The organism is Labrenzia sp. 011 (assembly GCF_003075075.1).
Lineage (GTDB): Bacteria > Pseudomonadota > Alphaproteobacteria > Rhizobiales > Stappiaceae > Roseibium.
Genome location: NZ_QCYM01000003.1, coordinates 119,858 through 143,833 on the forward strand (window position 1 = coordinate 119,858; position 23,976 = coordinate 143,833).

Consider the following 23,976-nt stretch of genomic DNA (forward strand, 5'->3'; position numbering starts at 1 on the left):
CGGCCAGCCTTCCGGCTGCCGCTGAAGTTCAGAATGTCTGCGAACGGGAAATGATCGCGGCGGCGAAAAAATACCGCGTGCCGCTTGGGGTCCTCTATGCGGTCGGACTGACTGAAACCGGCCGGCGGAACTCGCTTTATCCCTACGCACTGAACATCGAGGGCAAATCGGTCTTTCCACCGAGCCGACGCGCCGCGAAGAAGGATTTCCTTTCTGCACGCAAGCACGGCAAGAAGTTGATCGATATCGGGTGCATGCAGATCAACCATTATTATCACGGAAAGCAGTTCCGCTCCGTCGACCACATGTTCGAACCGCGTGCCAACGTTCAGTATGCAGCCCGTTTTCTGAAGGATCTGCGGCAAAGACAGGGCTCCTGGACAATGGCGGTTGCACGGTATCACGCAGGCCCGAACAATGATCCTGCACAAAAACGCTATGTCTGCACGGTGATCAGAAACATGGTTGCTTCAGGATTCGGAAAATGGACCCGTAAGTCCAAGCAATTCTGCGGCGCCTGATTTTTCAGCATTGGCATTTTCTTGCCAATGCTTTTCTTTTTTTGGAAATATACAATTTTATATAATTAAGTATCTGAATATAAAGAATAAATATTTTCCGAGAACAGCTTCGCACAAGTTATGTCGGTTTGACTGTGTCCAGTTGATCTGGAAACAGGAGACCTCTTATGGGCCTTTTCGGAGTAATGCGCACAGGCGTTTCGGGCATGAATGCGCAGTCTAGCAAACTCGGCACTGTTGCCGACAATATCGCGAATTCCAGCACCACCGGCTACAAGCGGGCGATGACGGAATTTTCTTCCATGGTTCTGTCGCAGGGATCCGGTACCTACAATTCGGGTGGCGTCGCGGCTCAGACCAAATATGCCATCACGGATCAGGGCGCACGGACCTACACCACGTCCAGCCTGGATCTTGCCGTCAGCGGCAACGGGTTTTTCATTGTCTCCAGCGGCACCGATGGAGCCTCGCAGCAGGCTCTGACCCGCGCCGGATCCTTCGTGCCGGACGGAGACGGTTATCTCGTCAATACGGCCGGCTACTATCTGCAGGGCTATCCGATTGCCGATGGATCCGACCCGGCCCTGGTGGCCAACGGGCTCGGCGGCCTGGAGCCGATCAACATTTCGCAGAACAAGCTCGAGGCTACGCCGACGAGCACGGCAACGCTCTATACGAACGTTTCCGAGGATGCGGCGCTTGTCGCACCCGCCAACCTGCCTTCGGTCGACTTCGCATCGGCGGCAACGGTGGACTATTCCCACAAGACGTCGCTTATCGTCTACGACAACCTCGGTAACGAGGTGAAACTTGACCTCTATTATTCCAAGACCACCGATGGCCCCCCGACATCCGACTGGGAAGTCGCAGTGTTCGATTCTGCCGATTCCACGAACGGCGGTTTTCCTTACGCCGCTGGTCCGCTGAGCACACAGACCCTGAACTTCGACACCACCACCGGTAACCTGGACGGCGCTAGCCCGACGACGATCAACGTTGCCGTGCCGAACGGTGGCACCTTCGATATCGATCTGGCCGACTCGACCTACCTGAACGCCGATTTCGAAGTCACGACCGTTGATACGGACGGCAATGCACCGAGCTCTGTCGAAGGCGTCGAGTTCTCGGATGATGGCACCCTCTTTGCTGTCTATGAAAACGGCGACCGTCGTGCGCTTTACAAGATCCCGCTGGCCGATGTCGCCAGCCCGGACAAGCTCGATCCCCTGAGCGGCAACATCTATCGTCCGTCGTTCGAGTCCGGTGAAGTGCGGGTCGGTTTCCCGGGAGAAGCGGGAATGGGCGATCTGGAAGTGGGCGCGCTGGAAAGTTCCAACGTGGATCTGGCGAGTGAGCTTACCTCGATGATCGAATCCCAGCGCACCTATACCGCCAACTCCCAGGTGTTCAAGGCAGGCTCCGACCTGCTGCAGGAACTCGTGAACCTGGCCCGCTAACCCTTCGATAAATCCATTGGCCTGTTAACTGGAAAGATGTAGTCATGAGCCTGTCCGTCGCCCTGCAGGTTGCCCAGTCCGCGCTGGCAGCCCGCCAGTCAGAATCCGCGGTGATCGCCCGCAATATTTCGGGTGCACAGGATGCCGGCTTTTCCCGGAAATCCGTGGTTCTCAGCCAGGTTTACACCTCGGATGGCCAGTCCGGCGGTGTCCGCGTCGACGGTATCGTCCGGGTGACGGACAGTGCACTGTATAATTCACTTCTTTCCTCCACCTCTGTCGGAACCTCTCAGGAAACCGTCCTGAACGGCCTGACCAGAATGGCGGAAACAATCAACGACACGGAACTGGAAATGTCGCCGGCGGCAATGCTGGGCGAGCTTCAGCTTTCGCTGCAGAACTTCGCAGCGGATCCGAACAATACCATTCTCGCCCAGAACGTGCTGCAGTCCGCCAAGGACATGACCTCTACCCTTCAGTCGAGTTCGTCTCTGGTACAGGAGGTGAGATCCGGCGCGGATGCGGACATGGGCGAATCCGTGCGTCAGATCAACAATCTGCTCGACCAGCTTGAGGATCTGAACACCGTGATCGTCAAGGGCACCCAATCCGGTGCCGATGTCACCGATGCTCTCGACAGCCGGGACCAGGTTCTTCTGTCGCTGTCGGAGGAAATCGGCATTACGACGCTGGATCGCGCCAATGGCGATATCGTCGTCTATACGGACAGTGGTGTAACTCTCTTCGAAACCAGCGCACGCGCGGTCACTTTCGAGCCGACTGTGGTTTATGACGCGACGACGGTCGGTAATGCGGTGTATGTCGACGGCGTGCCTGTTGCCGGGCCCAACGCCATGATGCCGATCAGTTCCGGGCGTCTGCACGGGCTGGCGGAACTTCGCGACGATGTCGCGGTGACCTATCAGGACCAGCTCGACGAAGTTGCCCGCGGCCTGATCGAGGCATTTGCCGAAAGTGATCAGAGCGGTGGCGGCGGTCCGGATCTTGCGGGCCTGTTCACATGGAGCGGCGCACCGGCGGTTCCGGCGACGAGCACCCTCGTACCGGGGCTGGCGTCCGAGATCGTGGTCAATGCCAATGCAGATCCCGATGCCACGCCTGCCGGAAGTCTCGACACCATCCGCGACGGCGGCATTTCGGGAGATCCGAACTACATCTACAACACAACGGGCGCAGCCGGATATTCCGACCGCCTGCAGGAGCTCGTGTCCGCTTTCGACGTGGACAGGGTCTTTGACAGTGGCGTCGAGCTGGATGCGTCAGACACTCTGACCGGCTTTGCGTCGTCTTCGGTCAGCTGGCTGGAAAGCGGCCGCAAGACCATGACCAGCAATGTCGAGGTGCAGACGGTGATTCTCGGCCGAACGGCGGAAAATCTCAACAACAAGACCGGCGTCAACATCGACGAGGAAATGACGCTGCTACTTGACATCGAGCGCTCCTACTCGGCCGCCACGCGGCTCATTTCAGCGGTCGACGCGATGTTTGAAGATCTCTTGGCCGCAGCGAGGTAACGTCATGAAAACCACCTATATCTCAACGATTTCCATTTCGAACGCCTCGCGGCGGCAGATCATGAACCAGTCAAATCTGGTCAGCCAGCTCAGCGTTGAAATGTCTTCAGGACGCAAGTTCGATGTCGGACTGGATCTTGGGTCGCGCACCGGCGAGAGCGTGTCCTTGCGGTCTGAATTCCACTTTCTGAACGGCATCGTCGATACCAACGCGTTGACGACGTCCCGTCTCGACGTGAGCCAGGCCGCCATGGGCGACATGCTCAGCGACGCCCAGGATTTTCTGAGCACCCTGATTGCGCTGCGCGAGGATGGCGGCAGCGTGGAAATCGTCGAGTCCGAGGCCCAGGCAAGCATGGAACTGCTGGTCTCGCGGATGAACACCCAGTTGAACGGCAGCTTCCTGTTCGCCGGTATCAATTCCGATCAGGAACCGTTCTCCGATTATCTCGATCCCGCCTCGCCGAACAAGGTGGCCGCCGATGCAGCCTTTTTCGCCGAATTCGGCATCACCCAGTCAGATCCTGCGGTATCCGCCATCACACCTGCGGCCATGACCACATATCTGACCGGTGCCTTTGACGCGATGTTCCAGGATCCTGCCTGGGGGACAAGCTGGTCGTCCGCCTCCGACAGCGTCATGGTGAGCCGGATTTCGGCAAGTGAGACGGTCGACAGTTCCATCAGTGGCAACGAGCAGGCCTTCCGCGATCTGGCGCAGGCCTACACGCTGATGATGGATCTCGGCAACGAGAACCTTGATGAGGGCACCTACAAGGTCGTGATCAACAAGGCGATCGAAAAGCTTGGCACGGGCATCGCCGCCCTGACCAGTACAATGGGGAAACTTGGCACTGTCCAGGAGCAGGTCAAGCTGGCGAGTGAACGGCTGCAGGTACAAACCGACATCCTGAACAGCCGCATCAATGTTCTGGAGAATGTGAATCCGGAGGAAACGGCGGTTCGTCTGAACACTGCGTTGACCCAGTTGGAGACGACCTATGCTGTCAGTGCCCGAATGCAGGGTCTCAGCATACTCAACTACATCTGATAACGCCGAGTGTTCTGCTTTACTTCGTAATCTGAACCTGGAGAGGTCCATGTACAACATGTCCTATGCTGAGGTCATCGAAGATCTCTGCAGCGACCAACGGTTGAATGAACATGAGGCGATGTCGATCGTCATCGACAAGCTGAACAGCGCCAGCGAGCGGGGGATCCGTTCGCCGGAAGCAGTGGACGCATTGTTCTATACCCGACGCCTTTGGAGCTATTTTCTCGAACATCTGGCTGATGACGAGAATGAGCTGCCCATCGAAACTCGGGCAAATCTCATATCCATCGGTATCTGGGTCCTGAAGGAGGTGGAGGCCCTGCGCCAGTGGCAGCAGGAGGATTTCGCCGACATCATTCAGATCAACTCCATCATTCGCGACAGTCTGGACGGTTAATTCAATGAAAATCGGATTGAAAGCTGGCGAACGCCTGTTTCTGAACGGTGCGGTTATTCGCGTGGAACGCAAGACGAACATCGAACTGCTGAACGATGCGGTGTTCCTGCTCGAAGCGCATGTGCTGCAGCCTGAAGATGCGACAACTCCGCTTCGGCAGCTCTACTTCATTCTGCAGACGATGATCATCGATCCCCTGTCTGCGGGAACGGTCAAGGACATGTTCCACGTGGTCCTCGCGTCGGTCAAGAGAGCCTTCTCCTCGAAGGAGGTGCTGGACCGGCTGAAGGAAGTGGAGAGCCTGGCTGAGTCCGACCGCTGGTTCGAGGCAATGAAAATTGTCCGCGGCCTGTACCCTCTCGAGGTGAGCCTGATGGTCGCCGAAAAGCGCCATGAATTGAAGGCCGGTGGATCCCATCGCCCGGTTACGGCCGGCAACAAGTACCGCCATGGCCCGCAACTGGCCGTCGTTTAAGGAGAAATAGCATGACCACCGTTGATGGTGTCGCAGCGACACAATATACCGCCGCAGCCAGTGCCCAGGAGCAGTTGACTGTCGATTATGACACATTCCTGCAGCTGATGATGGCGCAGATGCAGAACCAGGATCCGACGAATCCGATGGACGCTTCCGAGCAGCTGTCCCAGCTTGCCAGCTTCAGCCAGGTAGAGCAGGCGATTCAGACCAACGCCAAGCTGGAGACCATGCTGATGAACATGTCCTTCGGACAGGTGGATGACCTGATCGGCAGAACGGTTACCGATCCGAACGGCACGACGGGTGTCGTGGAGCGGGTGGAAATCTATTCCGACGGCACGCTTCTTGCTCTGGATAACGGCAAGGGTGTTTTGCTTGGCCCGGGCGTCACCGTTTCCTGAGCAGGCAGACCGATATGAATGAAGTTGACGCACTTGACCTGGTCAGGGCGGCCATATGGACGATCCTCGTCGGATCTGCTCCGGCAATTGTCCCGGCGATGATCGTTGGTATCGGAATCGCCCTTATGCAGGCCCTGACCCAGGTTCAGGAAATCACCCTGACCTTCATTCCGAAAATTGTCGCGATCCTCGTGATGATCGTCGTTGCAGGTCCGTTCATCGGTGGTCAGATCTATACGCTGACCACGCTGATCTACGACCGGATCGAGACCGGGTTCTAGGGAGTGTCGGGATCAGGGGGGCGGGCGAATTCCTGAATTCGGTTCAACGCGACAGTCTCTAAAACCCGCTTCCGACGACATGCGCGCAACCGCTCGGTCCCGCTCCTCCTGAAGCAGGGCCGAGCGGTTGCGTTTCCGCTCCAACGCCACGGTGGACCTGCGGACCGATCGACCCGCGATTGAAAACGGCAGGCCGGTTCCGGGCAAAAAGCCTCGCGCAAGCTTGAGCGGCGACCTTGCAGACCAACAGACACGTCTCCGAGGGCAGGAATGACAGACACCTCCGTATCCCCAATAACCGATGGTATGCCAGAAAGCCGCCGTGATGTGGTCTTCGCGCTCGGCATCGTCGTCATTCTTGTGGTTCTCTTTCTGCCGATCCCGACGTTCCTGATCGATTTCGGTCTTGCCATGTCGATCGCCCTGTCCGTCCTGATCCTGATGGTGGCGCTTTGGATCAAGCGACCGCTGGACTTTTCGTCCTTTCCCACGATCCTGCTGATCGCCACCTTGTTGCGCCTGTCGCTGAACATCGCGACAACCCGCGTTATTCTCGCCAAGGGACATGAAGGCCTGAATGCGGCCGGATATGTGATTCACGGGTTCTCGCAATTCGTGATGAGCGGCGATTTCGTCATCGGGCTGATCGTCTTCGCAATTCTGGTGATCGTGAACTTCATGGTTATCACCAAGGGCGCGACACGTATCGCCGAGGTCGGCGCCCGCTTCACCCTGGACGCGATCCCGGGCAAGCAGATGGCGATCGACGCGGATCTGTCTGCCGGCCTGATCGACGACAAGGAAGCCCAGCACCGGCGCAAGGAACTGGAAGAGGAAAGTTCCTTTTTCGGTGCGATGGACGGTGCCTCGAAATTTGTGCGCGGCGACGCGGTCGCCGGACTGATCATCACGGCGGTCAACATACTTGGAGGTATTGTCATCGGGGTGACCCGCTATGACATGAACGTCTCCAACGCGGCCGATGTCTTCACGAAGCTTTCCGTCGGTGATGGTCTCGTCTCCCAGATCCCGGCCCTCATCGTCTCGCTGGCCGCCGGCCTTCTGGTCTCGAAGGGCGGAACGAGGGGGTCCACGGACAAGGCGGTTCTCGGTCAGCTTGGCGGCTACCCGCGCGCACTGTTCGTCGCGGCGATCCTGATGGCGATCTTCGCGATCATGCCCGGTATGCCCATACTGCCGTTCCTGATGCTCGCCGGTCTGATGGGCTTTGTAGGATACACCATTCCCAAGCGCCTGGCTGTCCAGAAGCAGGTTGAAGTGGAGAAGAAGAAAGCCGCTGACGAAAAGGCCCGGCTCGAGGAAAAGGACTCCGTCAAGGAAACGCTCAAATCGTCGGAAGTCGAACTTGTGATCGGCAAGCAGCTTTCCGCCGAACTGCTGACCAAACACGGCGAACTGTCACGCCGGGTGGCCAAGATGCGGCGCAAGTTCGCGGAACAATACGGGTTTGTTGTGCCCGATATCCGCGTCACCGACAGCCTCATCCTCGACCCCAAGGGGTACCAGATCAAGATTCACGGCACGATCGTCGCCTCGCAGCAGCTGAAGGTGGGGGAACTTCTGGTCATTCCGAATTCGGACGAGACGCTGCCGGTGCCGGCAGATGCCACGAAGGAACCGGCATTCGGCATGCCCGCCTACTGGGTGCCGCCCGCCTACAAGGACGAGCTGAAGCGCCGCGGCCTGACGCCTGCGGAAAACATCACCGTCATCCTGACGCATCTGAGCGAAGTGATCCGCAACAACCTGCCGCAGCTTCTGTCCTACAAGGACATGCGGATCCTGTTCAATCGTCTGGACCCGGAATACCAGAAGCTTCTGGACGATATCTGCCCGGCCCATACGTCCTTCTCCGGTCTTCAGGCGGTGCTGAAGCTGCTGCTGGCAGAACGTGTCTCCATCCGCAACCTGAACCTCATCCTGGAGGCGGTCGCCGAAATCGTTCCGCATGTGCGGCGATCCGAGCAGGTCGTGGAACATGTGCGCATGCGCATCGCCCAGCAGATCTGCGGCGATCTGGCCGAAGGCGGGCCGCTGAATGTCCTGCGCCTCGGAAACCGCTGGGATCTGGCCTTCCACAACGCCCTGAAGCGCGATTCGAAGGGGGATGTCATCGAGTTCGATATCGAGCCTCAACTGGTCGAGGATTTCGGAGCCCAGATGTCCGAAGCGGTCAAGAAACACATGAAGAACGGCAGCCGGTTCGCCATTGTGGCGGCGCCCGATGCCCGGCCCTATGTGCGCATGATCGTGGAGCGCATGTTCCCGACGCTGCCTGTGTTGTCCCACCTTGAAATCGCACGCGGTGTGGACGTCTCAGCCCTTGGAAGCGTCTCGTGATTTCCGGCGGGCTGTTGCTCGGCACGCTCAATGCCTCGGTCCTGCTGGCCGTCTTTCTGCTCTTCTGCCGGATCGGCGCCTGCCTGATGATCATTCCCGGATTCGGAAGCAATCGAATTCCGGTCCGGATTCGCCTGTTTGTCGCCTTGGCCGTGTCGCTCGCGCTCTCGCCTCTGCTGACGCCGGCGATACAGGCGGCGCTGCCGGATGAGAAGCTGGCGACGGTTGCCCTGTTCATCGGCGCGGAACTGCTCACGGGGGCCTTCATCGGTTTTCTCGGCCGGGCGTTCATCGCCGCGCTGGAAACCCTGACAACGCTTGTCTCGATGGCCATCGGTCTGTCGAACATGCCGGGTCTTCCGATCGAGGGGGTCGATTCCCTGCCGCCGGTCGCCAATCTTTTCACGGTAACCGCCACGGCAATGGTGTTCATCACCAACCAGCACTGGGAGATCCTGCGCGGACTGGCCGCCTCCTATGAGGCTATTCCGCCAGGGATGCCGTTGACGGCTGTCTCCAGTCTGGAGCAGTTCACCGACCAGTTGTCGGAGACCTTCGTGCTGGCGTTGCGCGTGTGCAGCCCCTTCGTGGTCTACACGGTTGTGGTCAACCTGGCTGTCGGTCTGGTCAACAAGCTGACACCACAGATCCCGGTCTACTTCATCTCCATGCCGTTTGTTATCGCAGGCGGTCTCTACTTCCTTTACCTGGCCATTGCGGAAGGGATCATGATCTTCCTGGACGGGTATTTCACATGGCTTCAGATAGGTTAGAACGATGGCGCGAAACAGTCAGGATATTGAACGTCTGTTCCGGATGCAGAAGCAGATCTTTCTGTTTTCCTCATGGCTCTTGCAGAAGCTCGACGCCCAAGTCTACCAGCTCAGCGAGAAGGAGCGGCGGATTCTTCTGGCGCTCTCCAACGGTGACCTGGCCCAGCATGACCGGTTCATCGCCAATGCAGCGGAGCGCCTGCGGCGGATCATCGAGGAAATGGCGCGGCTGAGCGAGGCACGCGCCAGGGTGAATTCCGAATTCGACCGCCAGCGGATGATGCTGAAACTGATGGCGGAGCGGCTGGCGAGAATGCGCGGCGAGGAACAGCGGGTGGAAGAGGAACGCGACCTGATGGAACTGCTGGAACGTCGTTTCGGCTGAGGACCCGCTGCAAGGCTCGGGGACGCAAGCCTCCCGCAAGCTGAGGGCATTACAAACGAAGCTGCAAACAAGGCCTGAAGTAAGCTTCCCTGCTTGCCTTGCCCTGTCACCCTGAAGGCCTTGTTTGCAACCAGTTTTGACCCAAGGAGCCGTCCAATGGCGATTTCGCCCCCATCCGATCTGATCCTGGATGTTGCCAAGGCCGCGGACCCGGTCAGTCTTCAGGCCGCCACCAGCCGGTTGAAATCCATAGCGGTTTCCGGATCCGGAGCAGGTTTCGACCTGGCATTCACGGATGCGACGAACAGTGCGACGGCGGCATTCAACCGCTACAGTCCGGAGGCGTCGAAAGCTTCCGGAGCGGGCAAGTCGCCTGCGGAAAAATTCGAGGCGATGATCCTCACCCAGTTCGTCGAAACAATGCTGCCGGAAGAGTCCGAGGCGGTTTTCGGGGAAGGTTCCACGGGAGAGATCTGGAAATCGATGCTCGCCGAACAGATCGCCAACCAGATTGCCGCCAGCGGTGGTGTGGGCATCGCGGACATGATTTCAGACACGCTTGATCACGGAGTAAAAGCATAATGGAAGCCGGTCAGGAAATTGCCATTCAGGAGCAGGCTCCCAATGCGGCGCTATCGGCGCCGCTGATCATCGCCGTCCGTCGCGCGGTCGATGCAGTACGTGACGAAACCCTGGCGCTGCGGGCGGATCCGACCGCCGATCTCAAACGCTTCGAATATGCAAAGAGCCAGGCCCTGCTTGACCTCACACGCGCCCGTTCGGCGGTTCCGCCAGCGGCGTTTTCCCCGGAACTGAAATCGGGTCTGGAGGAATTCAAGGAGGTGCTGAACGAGAATGCCGGTCTCCTGACACTGCACATGAATGCGGTTTCCGAAGTGGTGGAGATGATGTCTCGAACCATGATCGATTTCGACTCCGACGGGACTTACCAGGCACCGTTTCCGGAGCCGGCGCGATGATCAGGATCCTGATTGCCGGTATCTGGATGGCCGCCACCATGCTGGTGTCGGGATATGCGACCGCGCAGTACATCGCTTCCCAGAAGCGGCTCACCGTGGATGGAGAAACGTCCTTCGTCGGTCTCGACTATGAAACGCTCAATCCGGTCAACGTGCCGATCCTGTTCGACGGTATCCTGCAGGGCTATGTGGTGGCCAAGCTGGTCTTCACCGCCGACGGCGAGGTCCTGCATCGTCTCCCGGTACCGCCGCATCCGTTTCTGATCGATGAAGCCTTTCGCGTCCTTTATTCCGACAGCCAGCTCGACTTCAGAAATCTCGAACGCTACGACCTGGAAAAGTTCACCGAGGATCTGAAAGAAAAGACCAACGCCCGTATGGGCCGCTCGGTGATCCGCGACGTGCTTGTCGAGGAGTTGAACTACTTCGACAAGGAAGACGTGATGGCAAACTAACGGGGCAGGGGGGCCTGCCTTCTCTTTTCAACTACTGCCTCCCAGGCATTGGCGCTTGCTTCATGCGAGCGCCTTTTTTTTAGAAGGCTGATGGCGGCGCAAGCGAGAGGAAGGGGCAGGGGCGTTCCGGTTCATCAATTCCGGCAAATCAGGCAACTGGACTGAAGATCGTGTCTATCGCCTGGAAAATCGTCTTGTAGACGCCGATTTCGTCTTTTGCGAAATCGCCATGCGGCACCGCCCTTTTGGCCTCGTTGATCAGGTCAGCCTTTATGGCTTCCAGATCCACGCCGGTAACGTCCGTGTGGTTCGCGAGCTCCAGGTGAAGGCGCTTGGCAATGCCGGCATAAGCGACGATCGCTGTCACCATATGCGTCGGCTCCTCCGGTATCGGGATCTTCTTCATGCTTGCGGGTTCCGTGCTTGGAGACAGGGGGCGTTCAGACGTGGGCATGGTCAACCGGTTTTCCGAACAGGATTAATCGAATACCCTTTCGGACGTTTTCAGTCTTACAAAGATTGCGCGTGGGCGTCACTTCACTGTGACCGTGTCTGATCAGGGCGCCGGGTCGTTCAGGTTCACCCGGGATCGGGCGGGCGTCCGGTCACGATTGACGGGCCGCCACACCTGGGGCGCGAAGCACTTGATCTGATTGCCTAGTGAGGCAATGTTGATCTCAACCGGCAAGCAGTCTGGGGAATTTCGGGGCAAGTCTTTTGAGCAACGCAAATTGAGGACAATTTATGGGACAACTTTTCATTTCGCGCGGCGTCGGGACGTTGACGTCCGTGGCCTGTGCACTTTGGGCAACGGTCGCAATGGCCGATCTGCAGGAGGATCTGCAACGCGGGCTCGATAGCTTTATCGCCGAGCGCAGCGGGCCCGAGAGTGTCACCGGTATTTCGGCCTATGTCAGCCTGGGTACGGACGGGCCGGAGTACCGCGCCTATGCAGGCACCATGGGCAAGGAAAGCAACGTTCCGGTGGATGCCGGGACATTGTTCCAGATCGGCAGCAACACCAAGGGATTCACCAGCGCGCTGATCCTGGCGCTGGAGGCCGAGGGCAAGGTCGATATCCACGATACCGTGGGGGACTGGCTGCCCGAATACCCGGAATGGGCCGACGTGACGATCCAGCAGCTGCTGCAGATGAACAGCGGGTTGCCAACCTACTCCGAGACGGCGGAGATGAACGCGGCATTCGTGAACACGCCCGAGCGCGAATTCACCTTGCCCGAGCTGATCGCCATGGCCTATCCCAGCGAGACCGTGAACCTGCCGACCGAGGACGGGTTCTTCTATTCGAACACCAATTACATCCTGGCGGGGATGATAGCCGAAAAGGCCTCGGGCATGTCCTACAAGGAGGCGCTGGAGGAAAAGATCTTCAAGCCGGCGGGCCTGACCGAAACCTATTACGAACCCTTTTCCTACGGCGAGGACGTCCTGTCGCGGATGCTGTCGGGCTATTTCTACAATCCCGACTGCACGCTTTACGATGCCGACTGCAAGGTCAGCCAGCTTGCGCCGATCATAGGCCGTGACGTAAAGGAAGATTCTGTCAGCTGGGCGGGACCTGCCGGCGGGATCGTCGGCACGCCGGAGGATCTGGCGAAGTGGATCCGGGCACTCTTTGCCGGCAAGGTGCTGCCGGAGAAGCAGCTGGCGGAAATGGTGACACCTATGTCGCTGAAGACCGGCGAGATCATCGACGACGTGACGCAGGAGGATCCGCGCGCCTTCACGCTGGGCCTGATGCGGGTAACGGGACCGGGAATGGAGCCGGTGTATTTCTACCTCGGCATGACACTTGGCTATCGCGCGGCCTTCATCTATTCGCCGGAACTTGACGTGATGGTGACGGGCGCCACCAACAGCCAGCCGCCGGGCGGGGAAGAGATGATGACGCCGATGCTGATCGACATCTACATGAAGGCCGTGAAGGAGAAAGCCGCCCAGTAGGCGCGGTCCTTCGGCCGGGCACCGGCATGCTTTCGGCCCGCAGTGTTTCGCTGCGGGCCTTTTTCATGCCACGGCCGACGAGCAGACCCAGCGGGTTCTGGCGCGGCGCTGCAATGAAAATGCGCGGCCGGCGCGACCGCAAGTCAGGAAAATCTTTGCACAGTGTGCCGCAACGCACCGGAAAATGACGGTGGCCGGGACAGCCGTCGCGACCAGAAGTGCAGCCAAGCCCCTGAAATCCGGGCCAGCTGACGATCGTCGCGTAAAAGCGCTACTTCAGCCGTGCATCCTTCAACGCCTGCAGCAGCAGCTCCGTTTCCTTCACCTTGTCACCGGCCGCATCGGGCACCTCGACGTAGGAAACGTTCACGGCGTTGTCCGGCCAGGCCAGCACAACCGTGAAATAGATCCAGGCACCCCTGTTGAAGAATTCCAGGTCGAGCGAGATCTTCGGCGTGGTCTCCCATTCGACGTCCGCCTGGGCGGCCATGGAATAACGCAGGGAGCCTTCCTTAAAGTAAAGCTCGGCCGCGGTCTTGATCAGCTCCTCGATATTGCCATGCTGATCGGTGCGGATATAGGCGACGAAATCGACCACATCCACGAGCTTCAGGTCCTCGATGAAATCCGTGAGGGCCGAGGCAATCGCTTCCTGGCGCTGCCGGTCGCTGGAAAGGCCGGATGACATTTTCGCTTTGCCTTCAGGCAGGTCTTGCATGGTCCGCACCTCCATTGGGTCTGGACGAGCGAGATGTGATCGGGGTTTCAGGAGCGTGGTTCTGCCTATGGCTGAAGAGCTGTTGCATGTCGCCTGCCGCCTTGTCTCGTCCACGGCCGTGCGACCCGATTTGCTTCACCAAAAATCTCAAAATCCAGTGTCCTCTCGCTCCACCTGTGATCGGGAAACATCCGATGCGATGGACTAACCCTTACCACGACTTAGTCTATACTGCTGTTTTCGACTGGCGTGAGTACACATAGCAGATTATTTCTGCAACTGCCCTATAGAATTCCGGTGGAATCATCCGTTCGATTTCTGTAGCGGCGTAAAGTGAACGCGCAAGTTGGACGTCTTCGATAACAGGAATGTTGTTGGTTTCCGCGATCTCGCGGATCTTCAACGCGATCAGGTCCTGCCCCTTGGCCACGACAATTGGTGCCGGACTCTGGTCGCCGTCATAGCGCAACGCAACTGCGTAATGAGTCGGGTTGGCGACCACCAGGGTTGCCTGGGGAACCGCCGACATCATCCGGTTGCGGGCCCTGTCGCGCGCAAGCGAACGCTGGCGGGCCTTGACGATCGGATCGCCTTCCATCTGCTTGTGCTCGTCCTTGATTTCCTGCTTGCTCATGCGAAGGTTCCTGCGCCAGTGCGAGCGCGACCACAGGACATCGACGGTCACAAGCAGAATTGTCACGATGCAAACGCCGGCGATCAACCGCATGGATATCTGCAGGATCGCTTCGGGCAACGCGCTGGGGTCTGTAAACATGGCGTTGATCAGTTCCGCTTCATTCGCCCGGAACTGGCCATAGACGATGGCGCTGACCGTGGAGAACTTGAATACAGCCTTGAGAAATTCAACAAGGCCCTGTGCCCCGAAAATCCGTTTCCAGCCTTTCGCGAGTGACAGTTTGGAAAAATCCGGTTTGATCCGGTGAAGGACGATGCTCGGTGTGTTCTGCAGGAAAGCCGAGGCGAGGCCGGCGGCGGACAGCAGCGCGATGATGGGCGCAAGGAACAGGCCGGTTTCGATCGAAACCGCGTGGGAGAGCAGCAATGCGTCAGCGCTGTTTCCAAGTCTCACACCTCCCGAGAGATCCAGGAGATGGGTCAGCTTTACGACAAGCTGGCGTGCTCCGGATGTCACCACGAAACTACCGATCAGCAAAGCCGCAACGAAGGTAGCAAGGACCGGCGCCTCTCTCGAAACCGGTGTATTGCCCTTTTCTACCGCATCGCGAACCTTCTTCTCGGTAGGTTCTTCTGTTTTTGAGTCCTTGTCTGTCTCGTCTGCCATTCAGCCTTCCGTCTCCTGGCCCGCTGAGCCGCGTTACCGGTCCGGGAGCAATCAGGCAAAAAACGCGCCTTCGTCCTGTTTCGGATTGAGTTCGATTTCTCCCCTGCCAGCCATCTCGAGCGCCAGGTTGGTGATGGCGCTGCGGGCTTCCAGAACGTCGCGCTGCGCGGCCGGTTCTCCGGCAGCCAGCTCGTGTTCCGCAATGCGCCGTGCGCGGGACGTCAGTGACGACAGGATCACTTCGCGGAACTGTGCGTTTGTTCCCTTCAGTGCCAGAACAATCCGGTCCGTCGGGATCTGGTCGAATATCGCCATACGGGTGCGGGCGTTCAGGTTGATGATGTCGTCGAAGGTGAACAACAGTCCCTTCAGGAGTTCGGCCGTCTTCGGCTTGACCACATTGAGGTTTTCCAGCGCATCTTCCATATGCTCGCGGTCCATCTTGTTCAGGATGTCCGCCATGCGTGCATGGGAATCGGCTTCCAGCGTGCCGGAGAGATTGAGCATGAAATCCTCATGCATGGTCTTTTCCACGTCGCGCATGATTTCCGGCACAACCGCCTTTATGGACAGCATGCGGCGGACAAGCTGGTTACGTGCTTCGCCGTTGATCTGACCCAGGACCTTTGCCGCCGCAGCGGGCTTGATCTTGGTGAGGATCAGGGCCGCGGTCTGCGGATGTTCCTTGAGAAGGTAGTTCGCAAAGACGGTTTCCGAGACCGTGGTCAGCCGATCCCAGATGGAACGGTTGGAGTTGCCGAGCACATCCGACATGATGTCCGAAAGTTGATCCTCGGGAAGGATGCCCTCCAGCATCTTCTCGACTTCATTGGCGGAACCATAGAGCGTCGTGCCGTGGGAAAACTGTTCAATGAATTCCTCGGCCAGCTTGTCGAGTTCTTCCGAGGCCACCGTCCCCAGCTGCGCTGCGGAGACGGTGATCATGCGGATTTCCTCCTGGTCGAAGTGCTGCAGCAACCGCTGCGAGCTTGTCTTGCCAAGGGAAAGAAGAAGCGCCGCCACCCGCTGTACGCCATTGAGACGGCGCGCAGGCGGAGTGGGAGGGCTCGAGTAGCTCACGGATTGTGCCGTGTTTGCGGCATTTGCAGTGCTCGTCATTGTCACACGTTCCTGAGGAGACCTGGGGCATCGGGCCGGTTGGAATCTGGATTAGATATCCAGACCACCGTTCTGCGCGCTGATGATTTCCGTGAGAGAGACGCCGAAACGGGAATTGTCGTCCTCGACAACCACCACTTCGCCTCGGGCGATCACACGGCCGTTCACAACGATGTCGATCGGTTCGCCGACGCGATGATTGAGGGGAATGACCGCTCCCCGACCGAGTTTCAGCAGGTTGGAGACCAGCATCGTCGCCGAACCCAGAACGACCTGGATGTTGACCGGAATACCGAGGATCGTGTCCAGATTCTTGTCGTCACCCATGGTTCCGGAAGCATCGTCCTTGTTCGGAGCCTCGACCTTGGCGAAATTCGCAGCTTCGGCCGGCTTCGACTTCAAACCTGCATCCGCGGTAACGTGATCAATTACGGTGTCGGACATTACATCTTATCCTTCTGGTTCATGGAGACGGTGCGGAATGGGCTTCCGGCCTGGTTGTCGATACGGTGGACACGGGTCGGAGCGGGTTGTGGCGCTTCGCCCCGGTGAATTGACGGCGAGTCCTTCTGGGGCCTGCTGCCGGCCAGAACACCGGCCTGCTGCAGGGGGGAGACGGGAGTATCCGTATCGGCGAATATCTCCAGGTCGTCCTTTGCCGGCGAGAAGCGGTTGGAGGTCTCGAACAGGGCGGTCGCCTTGGAAAGCTCCTTGAGTTCGGCACGCAGAACGGATTGCTGGCGTTTGGCTTCCCGCGTCAGACCGTCTATTTCGGCGATGAGCTCGCGCGCATCGTCCATGCGGTTGCCCAGCGCGTTGAGGATTTGGGCGCTCTTGACGTTGATTTCCTGGATGGAGACCTCGATCCCGTCCAGAGCCAGCACGGTCTGGTCGAAAATGCGCTTGTAGTCTGCATGATATGTTCCGAGGCGCTTCAGCTCCCGGTGCATGGCCAGCATCCGGACCGTCGTCGCGACGAGCGCGATCAGGAGGACGCCATCAACGATTGCGGAGATCATCGAAAAGATCCTTTTCTTCCTCGTGGATGAGTTCTTCGACCTGCAAAGTGTAGGATCCGTCCAGCTGTCCGAGCTGGCAGGTGAAGACCGGCTGGTCGTTGCACGACAGGGTGACCGGCGTCCGTGCAGTCGCCTGAAGCTCGATGGTCTGACCGACTTTCAGGCTGGTCAGTTCGCCGAGCGACATTTCGCGTTCTTCCAGAATGGCTTCCAGCTTGACTTCCGTGCGCTGGATTTCGTTGTGGAAGTGCTGCGTCCACTGCTTGTCTCGGCTCGACATTTCTCCGGACAGGACCTGGGAAAGGCGCTGGCGCAGCGGGTTGAGAGTGGAGTGCGGCATGACCACGAACACCTCGCCGCCGCGTCCGATCGCCTGCTGCAGCAATCGGGCGACCACGGCCGGGTTGTTGCGGCGTCCGATGACCGCGAAGTCCATCCGGCTTTCCACGCGCTCGATCTTGAGCGTCGTTTCGGCAATCGGAGCGAAGGATTCCGCCAGGGCTTTCGACGCCACCTCGAACATGGTGCGCGCAATGCGGGTCTCGATGTTCGAGAAGGGACGTTCGTCGTCGATGGGCGGTTCCGTGCCATCGGCGCCGAACAACACGTCCACCAGCGTGAAAATGAAGTCTCGGTCAAAGCCGACGAGTACGCGGGCATCCCATTCGGGCGAGTAGAGCACGGCCACCAGGGCGTTGGATTCGAATTCGTCGAGGACATCGCCGATGCGGTTGTTTTCGACGTAGCTCACCGAAATATAGGACGGTGAGGGGGATTTCTGCCGCATGGCGTCCGCCATCAGGCGGGCCATGCGGTCGAAAACCACCGGTAGCATCGGCAGGCGGTCGACCGAGATCCCGGCTGCGTCCAGCAGACGGTCGGCGATCATTGCCCGTTCCGAGCTGGAAGCACCAGAATTTGCTGTTGCTGCTTCGATCATGACTTATGCGGCTCCCTGAAGGTCCTGAACGTTGTCGCCACCGGACCCCGCGCTCATTGTCTCGTTTTCGACCTCGTCGATGGTCGGGCGGTCGTAGTCGGAAATGGTCTTGCGGCCATGCTCCAGCGCGATCTGGGGATCTGCGCCGTTCATGAAGGCGAGAAGGGTCTGCTTGACGACGATGTAGGTCCGCAGCCGAGACTCCCGCACATTCTTGATCTTCACGGCCAGAGGCCCGAAGAGCGAATAGGAGAAGAAGATGCCGACGAAGGTTCCCACCAGCGCGGCGGCGATCAGGCTGCCGAGCAATTGCGGAGACTGGTCGATGGCTCCCATTGCCTTGATGACGCCGAGCACGGCGGCGATGATGCCGATTGCCGGAAGAGCGTCGGCGACGCTGCTCATGGCATGGAAGGGCTTCATCTGATCGCGATGGATCGTGTGCAGTTCTTCGTCCATCAGCGCCTCGATTTCATGAGCGCGGGCATTGCCGACGATGATCAGGCGGAAATAGTCGCAGATGAAGGTCGTCAGACCGGTATTGCGCAGAACCGTCGGGTATTTCTGGAAGATCTGCGAAGTGTTCGGGTCTTCGATGTGCGGTTCGACCTGGTTCCGCCCCTTGGCGCGCAGCTCGCGCATCAAACCGTAGAGCAATGCCAGGACATCCAGATATTCGCGCTTGTTGGGAACGGCGTTCCGCAGGGCGTCTGAGATGGCGAAAACCGTTCCCCGGATTGTTTTCATCGGGTTGGCGACAACGAATGCGCCGATGGCGACACCGAGAATGATGAGAAGTTCCCAGGGTTGCCAAAGGACGGAAACCTTGCCGCCAAGGGCGGAGAAACCACCTATGAGGGAAGCCCCCGCAATGATCAGGCCAATAAGTATAGTCACCTAACAGCTCCCGACTGATGAGAAAATCGACTGTGATTGGGAGCACGCTAGAAGGCGAGACTTGTCCGAAGCTGACGCGGTGGGTTTTGTCGCGAAAACCGTGTTTCCGCGTGACGGTCAGCCTGGCGTAAGGTCGAGGCGTGAAAGTTCCTCAAATTCTTTTGCCCGCCAGGAGGGATGAGGACATGATCAACACGTTGACACAGGTACAGCTCGTCAGGTCGAATATGGAGCGTTCCCTGAAGGCCGTGGAAGCGGATCCGACAGTGGAACGTCAGACCGAGTATTACCGGGAAAATATCCGCAATATTAAATCGATCGACGATTTCCTGGCGGATGACCAGATCTACAATTACGCCATGACGGCCATGGGTCTGGAAGACATGATCTACGCCAAGGCCTTCATGCGCAAGGTTCTGGAAGAGGGCGTTACGGAGTCAAGTTCCTTCGCCAACCAGCTTGTCGACACGAGATACAAGGAATTTGCCGAAACCTTCAACTTCGAAAACTACGGCGAGACGACGACATCCTTTACCAGGACGCAGGAAGGGATCGTCGAAAAGTATCACCGTCAGGCTCTGGAAGTTAGTGAAGGCGAGCAGAATCAGGGTGTTCGCCTTGCCCTGTATTTCGAACGCAAGGCTCCGGAAATCACCAATGCCTATGAGGTGCTCGCCGACGCGGCGCTTGCGGAAACCGTCTATACGGCACTTGGCCTGCCGGATGCCTTTGCAATGGGCGATATCGACAAGCAGGCCGCCTATCTTGAGGAGCAGCTGGATTTCGAAAAGATCAGCAGCGATCCGGACTATCTGGCCGACTTCCTGACCCGGTTCTCGGCGCTTTACGACCTTTCGAACGGTACCCAGACGACCCAGTCGGCAGCGCTGTCTGTCCTGGGAACCACCACCAGCAACGGTGTTGTTCAGATGGGCGAAAGCCTGCTGGCAAGTATCCAGAATTTCCGCCTCGGAGGCTTTTGACCCATGCAGTCCGCACTCTATGTCGCTCTTTCGGCGCAGGTCGCCCTGTCCAACCGGCTGGAGACCGTCGCCCGGAATGTCGCCAACATGAACACGGCGGGCTACCGTGCGGACGAGGTCAAGTTCGCGGAACTCGTTTCCAAGGCCGGGCAGGACAAGGTGAGTTTTTCCACCGGTGGAGAAACCTATATCTCACGCCAGGTCGGCAGCCTGAACAAGACGGACAACCCGCTTGATCTGGCGATCGAGGGCGATGGCTGGTTCGCCATCCGGGACATCAACGGCACGGTTTCCTATACAAGAGACGGCCGGTTGCAGATCACCCAGGACGGTACCCTTCAGACGTTGACCGGACAGGTCATCCTGGGAACCGGCGGACAGCCGATCGTTGTCGATCCGGAGGCCGGAGAACCGTTGATCACGCAATCGGGTGAGATTTCGCAAGGTGATGCCGGCATTGTCGGTCAGGTCGGCCTGTTTCGCATTCCGGAAGAGGCGAAGCTGACGCGCAGGGACAATTCGGCCGTTATTCCGGACATTCCGGCCGTGCCGGTTCTGCTTTTTGATCAGCACGGCATTCGCCAGGGCTTTGTCGAAGGTGCGAATATCAATCCCGTTCGCGAGATGACCAAGATGATCATGATCACCCGGGACTTCGAAGGTACGTCGAAGCTGGTCGACATGAGCGATGAAAGTCAGCAGAAAGCCATCCGCGAGCTGGGAGCAACGTCATGAGTGCGGTTGACATGACCGCTGCCGTCGGCGGGAGCCCGCAGCCGCAGATGGGCGCGCTGGAAGCGCATGCGGCGATGGGCCGGGCGGCGTCGCCCGCCGAAAAGTCCGGCGGAAGCTTCAACTTCGGGGATTTCCTCGATGTCATCAATCCGCTGCAGCATATTCCAGGGATCGCGGAACTCTACCGCTCGGTGACCAACGACCAGATTTCCGACGACGCACGCAAGGCCGGAAATGCCTTCTACGGCTTCGCGCTCGGAGGTCCCGTCGGGCTTGGTGCGATGCTGGCCTATAGTGCTGCCGGTGACCGCTGGAGCGGTTCGCCGCAGGACGTTCAGCCGGCTGATGTTCAGGTGGCCGACGCCTCGGCGGTGGCCGGCGCGGCGGAAACTTCCGAAACGAGTGAAATTCCTGTCCCCGTGCCCAAGCCGGATAGGATGCCGGAAACGGCTCCAGTGGAGTCCCGGCGTTCGCAAGGGGAAGGCCAGGGCCTCGTTCTGGGGCAGACGGTTGCATCCACGGCGGACAAACCCGGCATGCCGCTTTCCCTGTCGGCCCTTCTGTCTGAGGCGGATCCTGTCGATAGTGCGCGGGAAACCGGGGACACCACGGAAACCGGAGCGTCTTCGGTTGCCTATGTTGACGGTGTGGCCGGCGCAAAGCCGCAGCAGAAAGAAACCGGTCTTCCGGATGAGCAGGGCCTTGGACGTCTTGCGGCACATCAAGCCAACCACCTTCCTCTGGATGTTTTAAAGGCCCTGCAGGAACGCCATGCCCAACGCACCTCATCTGAACGCTCTTGACCAGGTCGCTGCATCGCTGAGTGCACTGGAGACCGAGATCGGTCCCGTGAAACTCAGCGGTCGCGTGACGCAGGTTTCCTCCGAGGCAATCCGGGTGTCCGGACTGTCGCGCATCGTGTGTCTGGGTGACCTTGTCCAGTTCGAGGGGCGCTCCGGGCTCCGTCAGGGCGAGATTATCCGCCTTGATCAGAAGGACGTTGTGGTCAAGCCGCTTGAGCGGGTGACGGATATCGGTATCGGCAGCGTTGCCTCCGTGACGGGCGGGCTGGCGATTCATCCGGACATGAGCTGGCGCGGCCGGATCATCAACGCGCTGGGGAACCCGATTGACGACGCGGGCCCCTTGACCCACGGCGTGGAGGCCTTCCTGCTGGACCGGGCTCCGCCGCCGGCCATGAACCGCTCGAAGATTTCCGACAGCGTGAAAACGGGCGTGCGGGTGATCGATCTGTTCACGCCGCTGTGCGTCGGGCAGCGTCTCGGCGTGTTCGCCGGTTCCGGTGTGGGCAAATCCACGCTGCTCGGCATGCTGGCCGGGTTCGGCGATTTCGATACGGTGGTCGTTTGCCTTGTGGGTGAGCGTGGCCGCGAGGTGCGCGAGTTCATTGATGACAGCCTCGGAGAAACGCTGGCCAGTTCCGTGGTGGTCGCCTCCACAGGCGACGAAAGCGCGATGCAACGCCGCCTTGCACCGAAGACTGCCATGAGCGTCGCGGAATTCTTCCGCAGCCAGGGCCACAAGGTATTGCTCATTCTCGACTCGGCAACCCGGTTTGCCCATGCGGCACGTGATGTGGCGCTTGCCGCCGGTGAGCCGCCGGTTGCCCGCGGCTATCCGCCGAGCGTCTTCGCGGACCTGGCGCGTCTTGTGGAACGTGCGGGACCGGGAAGCAACGGCGAAGGCTCCATTACCGGTATCTTTTCGGTGCTGGTGGATGGCGACGATCACAATGATCCTGTCTCGGACACCATTCGCGGACTGCTGGACGGCCATATCGTGCTGGATCGGCAGATAGCGGAAGCGGGCCGTTACCCGCCGGTCAATGTCCTGAAATCCACCTCCCGGCTGGCGACACGGGCCTGGACCCCGGAACAACAGGAACTGATCCACAGGATCAAGGGGCTGATCTCGCAATACGAGGACACAAAGGATCTGCGCATGATGGGCGGATTCCAGACAGCCGGGGACGAACAGCTTGAAAAGGCCTGCCGCCTCGTTCCCAAGATCTATGAGGCGATGCGCCAGCGCGCAGACCAGGTTCTGCCGTCAGATCCGTTTGCCGAGCTAGCGCAGGCGCTCTCGGCGGACGCGTAAACCAATTTTTGTGAATATCTTCCAAGATTAAATTTTGGCTTTGAAGCTCATCTGTTTTCGTATATATCAACGAGACAGGTTTTAAAGAATTCTTTACATTTTATTCTTTTTAGGATTTTAGATAAATTGTAGGTTATTTTGTTTCGAATGCAAATGTTGTTTTATTTATATTGTTCCATCGAATTATAAAGTATCTCTACGATAACTTTCGAAATGCGGCCAAAACAAGGGAAGAATTGTTGACCTTGTGGCTTAGTAATTTTACCCATTGGGTACTGGTAAATCCAAGGGGCTAATATGTTTATCATTGTAGACTCGAGAGAGATCGTGACCGCAGGCTATGCCTCGGCGTTTGAGCGCGAAGGTTATGCTTCGCTGGAACTTCACCCTTCCGAAATTCTGGACTGGCTGGAGATCACCAGCGCTCAGGACCTGTCTTCCGTCGATGCTATTCTGCTCGGCGAAAGCGAGGAGCGCACGGGGTTCGTTTCCTCAATCCGAAGCCGCTGCCCGGAGGCGCAGATCGTTGCCTTGCAGGACACGGCAAGCCTGGAAAGCACTCTTGAACTGTTTTCAGCCGGCATGGACGATGTCCTCAGAAAACCGGTTCATGTTCGCGAGATCATCGCCAGAGTGGGGGCTTTCCGCCGCCGTATCACCGCGCGGAACAGCTCCGTGGGGACGGGAGCGATTGAAGTGTTCTTCGACGGCAGGGATCCTCTGGTCGGCGGTGAAGTCATGGAATTGCCGCGCCGCGAGCGCCGCATTCTGGAGTATCTTGTGAAGAACAAGGGGCGCCGCGTGACCAAGACCCAGATTTTCAATGCGGTCTACGGTGTGATGAACGACGGAGTCGATGAGTGTGTCGTCGAGAGCCATATTTCCAAGCTGCGGAAAAAACTTCGCAAGAAGCTGGGTTATGACGCCATCGAATCCACCCGCTATATCGGTTACATGCTCAAAGACGGCCTGTCTGCCAAGCCCAAGGTCGGCGATACCCGCAGGCCCGTTCAGCCTTCGCAGGTTCCTGTTTGCGCGAGTGAAAAGACACCCGATACCAGAACGGTCAAGACGCCTTATCTGTCCGTGGTAAGCGCGTAG

General features: G+C 58.6%; 28 protein-coding genes. 20 read left to right on the plus strand and 8 right to left on the minus strand.

Annotated features, from left to right (window positions below; genetic code table 11):
* Positions 1–50: 50 nt before the first annotated feature.
* The 14 genes from DCO57_RS05395 (at position 51) to DCO57_RS05460 (ending at position 11,078) form a co-directional block, all read left to right on the plus strand.
* Positions 51–521 carry a transglycosylase SLT domain-containing protein gene (locus tag DCO57_RS05395; RefSeq protein ID WP_116697989.1) on the plus strand — a complete coding sequence of 157 codons (471 nt, stop codon included), beginning with the start codon at positions 51–53 and terminating at the stop codon, positions 519–521.
* 167 nt (positions 522–688) lie between these two features.
* Positions 689–1,978, plus strand: coding sequence for a flagellar hook protein FlgE (locus DCO57_RS05400; RefSeq protein WP_116697846.1), 1,290 nt, complete (start codon positions 689–691; stop codon positions 1,976–1,978).
* Positions 1,979–2,022: 44 nt separating this feature from the next.
* Complete coding sequence (gene flgK / locus DCO57_RS05405) at positions 2,023–3,513, plus strand: flagellar hook-associated protein FlgK (protein ID WP_116697847.1); 1,491 nt, start codon at positions 2,023–2,025, stop codon at positions 3,511–3,513.
* A 4-nt stretch (positions 3,514–3,517) separates the two neighbouring features.
* Complete coding sequence (locus DCO57_RS05410; RefSeq protein ID WP_116697848.1) at positions 3,518–4,564, plus strand: flagellar hook-associated family protein; 1,047 nt, start codon at positions 3,518–3,520, stop codon at positions 4,562–4,564.
* Between the two features lie 49 nt (positions 4,565–4,613).
* Positions 4,614–4,964 (plus strand): flagellar biosynthesis regulator FlaF, encoded by a 351-nt coding sequence (flaF, locus tag DCO57_RS05415; protein WP_116697849.1) that lies wholly within the window; start codon positions 4,614–4,616, stop codon positions 4,962–4,964.
* A gap of 4 nt (positions 4,965–4,968) precedes the next feature.
* Positions 4,969–5,439: a flagellar biosynthesis repressor FlbT gene (flbT, locus tag DCO57_RS05420; protein WP_116697850.1), complete on the plus strand. Its 471-nt coding sequence runs from the start codon at positions 4,969–4,971 to the stop codon at positions 5,437–5,439.
* Positions 5,440–5,450: 11 nt separating this feature from the next.
* A complete protein-coding gene (gene flgD, locus DCO57_RS05425; protein WP_116697851.1) occupies positions 5,451–5,843 on the plus strand; it encodes a flagellar hook assembly protein FlgD in 393 nt (130 codons plus the stop codon).
* 14 nt (positions 5,844–5,857) lie between these two features.
* Positions 5,858–6,124 (plus strand): flagellar biosynthesis protein FliQ, encoded by a 267-nt coding sequence (gene fliQ / locus DCO57_RS05430; RefSeq protein WP_116697852.1) that lies wholly within the window; start codon positions 5,858–5,860, stop codon positions 6,122–6,124.
* A 270-nt stretch (positions 6,125–6,394) separates the two neighbouring features.
* Complete coding sequence (gene flhA / locus DCO57_RS05435) at positions 6,395–8,485, plus strand: flagellar biosynthesis protein FlhA (RefSeq protein ID WP_116697853.1); 2,091 nt, start codon at positions 6,395–6,397, stop codon at positions 8,483–8,485.
* A complete protein-coding gene (gene fliR / locus DCO57_RS05440) occupies positions 8,482–9,258 on the plus strand; it encodes a flagellar biosynthesis protein FliR (protein WP_116697854.1) in 777 nt (258 codons plus the stop codon). Before flhA ends, fliR begins: the two co-directional genes overlap by 4 nt.
* Before the next feature lie 4 nt (positions 9,259–9,262).
* A complete protein-coding gene (locus DCO57_RS05445) occupies positions 9,263–9,643 on the plus strand; it encodes a flagellar biosynthesis protein R (protein ID WP_116697855.1) in 381 nt (126 codons plus the stop codon).
* A 156-nt stretch (positions 9,644–9,799) separates the two neighbouring features.
* Positions 9,800–10,225: a rod-binding protein gene (locus DCO57_RS05450; protein WP_116697856.1), complete on the plus strand. Its 426-nt coding sequence runs from the start codon at positions 9,800–9,802 to the stop codon at positions 10,223–10,225.
* Positions 10,225–10,623: a hypothetical protein gene (locus DCO57_RS05455; RefSeq protein WP_116697857.1), complete on the plus strand. Its 399-nt coding sequence runs from the start codon at positions 10,225–10,227 to the stop codon at positions 10,621–10,623. Before DCO57_RS05450 ends, DCO57_RS05455 begins: the two co-directional genes overlap by 1 nt.
* Positions 10,620–11,078: a hypothetical protein gene (locus DCO57_RS05460; protein WP_116697858.1), complete on the plus strand. Its 459-nt coding sequence runs from the start codon at positions 10,620–10,622 to the stop codon at positions 11,076–11,078. The genes DCO57_RS05455 and DCO57_RS05460 overlap by 4 nt, the downstream gene beginning before the upstream one ends.
* Positions 11,079–11,226: 148 nt before the next feature.
* Here DCO57_RS05460 and DCO57_RS05465 read toward each other — a convergent pair whose 3' ends face one another.
* Positions 11,227–11,484: a hypothetical protein gene (locus DCO57_RS05465; protein WP_116697859.1), complete on the minus strand. Its 258-nt coding sequence runs from the start codon at positions 11,482–11,484 to the stop codon at positions 11,227–11,229.
* A 338-nt stretch (positions 11,485–11,822) separates the two neighbouring features.
* Here DCO57_RS05465 and DCO57_RS05470 point away from each other — a divergent pair, with 338 nt between their 5' ends.
* Positions 11,823–13,043 (plus strand): serine hydrolase domain-containing protein, encoded by a 1,221-nt coding sequence (locus DCO57_RS05470; RefSeq protein WP_116697860.1) that lies wholly within the window; start codon positions 11,823–11,825, stop codon positions 13,041–13,043.
* A 271-nt stretch (positions 13,044–13,314) separates the two neighbouring features.
* Here DCO57_RS05470 and DCO57_RS05475 read toward each other — a convergent pair whose 3' ends face one another.
* From DCO57_RS05475 to motA, 7 genes are all read right to left on the minus strand, one after another.
* On the minus strand, positions 13,315–13,731 hold the full coding sequence (locus DCO57_RS05475) for a hypothetical protein (protein ID WP_208977810.1): 417 nt from the start codon (positions 13,729–13,731) through the stop codon (positions 13,315–13,317).
* A gap of 256 nt (positions 13,732–13,987) precedes the next feature.
* Complete coding sequence (gene flhB, locus DCO57_RS05480; protein ID WP_116697861.1) at positions 13,988–15,064, minus strand: flagellar biosynthesis protein FlhB; 1,077 nt, start codon at positions 15,062–15,064, stop codon at positions 13,988–13,990.
* A 51-nt stretch (positions 15,065–15,115) separates the two neighbouring features.
* Positions 15,116–16,183, minus strand: coding sequence for a flagellar motor switch protein FliG (locus DCO57_RS05485; protein WP_208977811.1), 1,068 nt, complete (start codon positions 16,181–16,183; stop codon positions 15,116–15,118).
* A gap of 51 nt (positions 16,184–16,234) precedes the next feature.
* On the minus strand, positions 16,235–16,510 hold the full coding sequence (gene fliN / locus DCO57_RS05490) for a flagellar motor switch protein FliN (protein ID WP_208977825.1): 276 nt from the start codon (positions 16,508–16,510) through the stop codon (positions 16,235–16,237).
* A gap of 116 nt (positions 16,511–16,626) precedes the next feature.
* Entirely contained in the window at positions 16,627–17,202 is a 576-nt protein-coding gene (locus DCO57_RS05495) for a hypothetical protein (RefSeq protein WP_116697863.1), read from the minus strand.
* The gene (locus tag DCO57_RS05500; protein ID WP_116697864.1) at positions 17,183–18,142 is read right to left on the minus strand and encodes a FliM/FliN family flagellar motor switch protein; all 960 of its coding nucleotides are present in this window, start codon (positions 18,140–18,142) and stop codon (positions 17,183–17,185) included. Before DCO57_RS05500 ends, DCO57_RS05495 begins: the two co-directional genes overlap by 20 nt.
* A 3-nt stretch (positions 18,143–18,145) precedes the next feature.
* Positions 18,146–19,039 carry a flagellar motor stator protein MotA gene (motA, locus tag DCO57_RS05505; RefSeq protein WP_116697865.1) on the minus strand — a complete coding sequence of 298 codons (894 nt, stop codon included), beginning with the start codon at positions 19,037–19,039 and terminating at the stop codon, positions 18,146–18,148.
* A gap of 185 nt (positions 19,040–19,224) precedes the next feature.
* Here motA and DCO57_RS05510 point away from each other — a divergent pair, with 185 nt between their 5' ends.
* The 5 genes from DCO57_RS05510 to DCO57_RS05530 all read left to right on the plus strand — a co-directional run bounded on the left by DCO57_RS05510 (position 19,225) and on the right by DCO57_RS05530 (position 23,976).
* Positions 19,225–20,022 (plus strand): DUF1217 domain-containing protein, encoded by a 798-nt coding sequence (locus DCO57_RS05510; RefSeq protein WP_116697866.1) that lies wholly within the window; start codon positions 19,225–19,227, stop codon positions 20,020–20,022.
* Between the two features lie 3 nt (positions 20,023–20,025).
* Complete coding sequence (flgF, locus tag DCO57_RS05515; protein WP_116697867.1) at positions 20,026–20,757, plus strand: flagellar basal-body rod protein FlgF; 732 nt, start codon at positions 20,026–20,028, stop codon at positions 20,755–20,757.
* A complete protein-coding gene (locus tag DCO57_RS05520; protein WP_116697868.1) occupies positions 20,754–21,560 on the plus strand; it encodes a hypothetical protein in 807 nt (268 codons plus the stop codon). Before flgF ends, DCO57_RS05520 begins: the two co-directional genes overlap by 4 nt.
* On the plus strand, positions 21,529–22,875 hold the full coding sequence (locus tag DCO57_RS05525) for a FliI/YscN family ATPase (protein WP_116697869.1): 1,347 nt from the start codon (positions 21,529–21,531) through the stop codon (positions 22,873–22,875). Before DCO57_RS05520 ends, DCO57_RS05525 begins: the two co-directional genes overlap by 32 nt.
* Before the next feature lie 297 nt (positions 22,876–23,172).
* Entirely contained in the window at positions 23,173–23,976 is an 804-nt protein-coding gene (locus DCO57_RS05530; RefSeq protein WP_116697870.1) for a response regulator transcription factor, read from the plus strand.

Excerpts from the sequence above, each read along its gene's own strand:
- DCO57_RS05465 (WP_116697859.1), bottom strand. The coding sequence starts at position 11,484 with ATGAAGAAGATCCCGATACCGGAGGAGCCGACGCATATGGTGACAGCG.
- DCO57_RS05400 (WP_116697846.1), top strand. The coding sequence starts at position 689 with ATGGGCCTTTTCGGAGTAATGCGCACAGGCGTTTCGGGCATGAATGCG.
- flbT (WP_116697850.1), top strand. The coding sequence starts at position 4,969 with ATGAAAATCGGATTGAAAGCTGGCGAACGCCTGTTTCTGAACGGTGCG.
- DCO57_RS05495 (WP_116697863.1), bottom strand. The coding sequence starts at position 17,202 with ATGATCTCCGCAATCGTTGATGGCGTCCTCCTGATCGCGCTCGTCGCG.
- fliN (WP_208977825.1), bottom strand. The coding sequence starts at position 16,510 with ATGGGTGACGACAAGAATCTGGACACGATCCTCGGTATTCCGGTCAAC.
- DCO57_RS05500 (WP_116697864.1), bottom strand. The coding sequence starts at position 18,142 with ATGATCGAAGCAGCAACAGCAAATTCTGGTGCTTCCAGCTCGGAACGG.
- DCO57_RS05510 (WP_116697866.1), top strand. The coding sequence starts at position 19,225 with ATGATCAACACGTTGACACAGGTACAGCTCGTCAGGTCGAATATGGAG.
- DCO57_RS05455 (WP_116697857.1), top strand. The coding sequence starts at position 10,225 with ATGGAAGCCGGTCAGGAAATTGCCATTCAGGAGCAGGCTCCCAATGCG.
- flhB (WP_116697861.1), bottom strand. The coding sequence starts at position 15,064 with ATGGCAGACGAGACAGACAAGGACTCAAAAACAGAAGAACCTACCGAG.
- DCO57_RS05470 (WP_116697860.1), top strand. The coding sequence starts at position 11,823 with ATGGGACAACTTTTCATTTCGCGCGGCGTCGGGACGTTGACGTCCGTG.
- DCO57_RS05395 (WP_116697989.1), top strand. The coding sequence starts at position 51 with ATGATCGCGGCGGCGAAAAAATACCGCGTGCCGCTTGGGGTCCTCTAT.
- flgK (WP_116697847.1), top strand. The coding sequence starts at position 2,023 with ATGAGCCTGTCCGTCGCCCTGCAGGTTGCCCAGTCCGCGCTGGCAGCC.
- DCO57_RS05450 (WP_116697856.1), top strand. The coding sequence starts at position 9,800 with ATGGCGATTTCGCCCCCATCCGATCTGATCCTGGATGTTGCCAAGGCC.
- fliQ (WP_116697852.1), top strand. The coding sequence starts at position 5,858 with ATGAATGAAGTTGACGCACTTGACCTGGTCAGGGCGGCCATATGGACG.
- flhA (WP_116697853.1), top strand. The coding sequence starts at position 6,395 with ATGACAGACACCTCCGTATCCCCAATAACCGATGGTATGCCAGAAAGC.
- DCO57_RS05410 (WP_116697848.1), top strand. The coding sequence starts at position 3,518 with ATGAAAACCACCTATATCTCAACGATTTCCATTTCGAACGCCTCGCGG.
- flgF (WP_116697867.1), top strand. The coding sequence starts at position 20,026 with ATGCAGTCCGCACTCTATGTCGCTCTTTCGGCGCAGGTCGCCCTGTCC.
- DCO57_RS05445 (WP_116697855.1), top strand. The coding sequence starts at position 9,263 with ATGGCGCGAAACAGTCAGGATATTGAACGTCTGTTCCGGATGCAGAAG.
- flgD (WP_116697851.1), top strand. The coding sequence starts at position 5,451 with ATGACCACCGTTGATGGTGTCGCAGCGACACAATATACCGCCGCAGCC.
- DCO57_RS05520 (WP_116697868.1), top strand. The coding sequence starts at position 20,754 with ATGAGTGCGGTTGACATGACCGCTGCCGTCGGCGGGAGCCCGCAGCCG.
- DCO57_RS05475 (WP_208977810.1), bottom strand. The coding sequence starts at position 13,731 with ATGTCATCCGGCCTTTCCAGCGACCGGCAGCGCCAGGAAGCGATTGCC.
- DCO57_RS05460 (WP_116697858.1), top strand. The coding sequence starts at position 10,620 with ATGATCAGGATCCTGATTGCCGGTATCTGGATGGCCGCCACCATGCTG.
- flaF (WP_116697849.1), top strand. The coding sequence starts at position 4,614 with ATGTACAACATGTCCTATGCTGAGGTCATCGAAGATCTCTGCAGCGAC.
- DCO57_RS05525 (WP_116697869.1), top strand. The coding sequence starts at position 21,529 with ATGCCCAACGCACCTCATCTGAACGCTCTTGACCAGGTCGCTGCATCG.
- DCO57_RS05485 (WP_208977811.1), bottom strand. The coding sequence starts at position 16,183 with ATGACGAGCACTGCAAATGCCGCAAACACGGCACAATCCGTGAGCTAC.
- DCO57_RS05530 (WP_116697870.1), top strand. The coding sequence starts at position 23,173 with ATGTTTATCATTGTAGACTCGAGAGAGATCGTGACCGCAGGCTATGCC.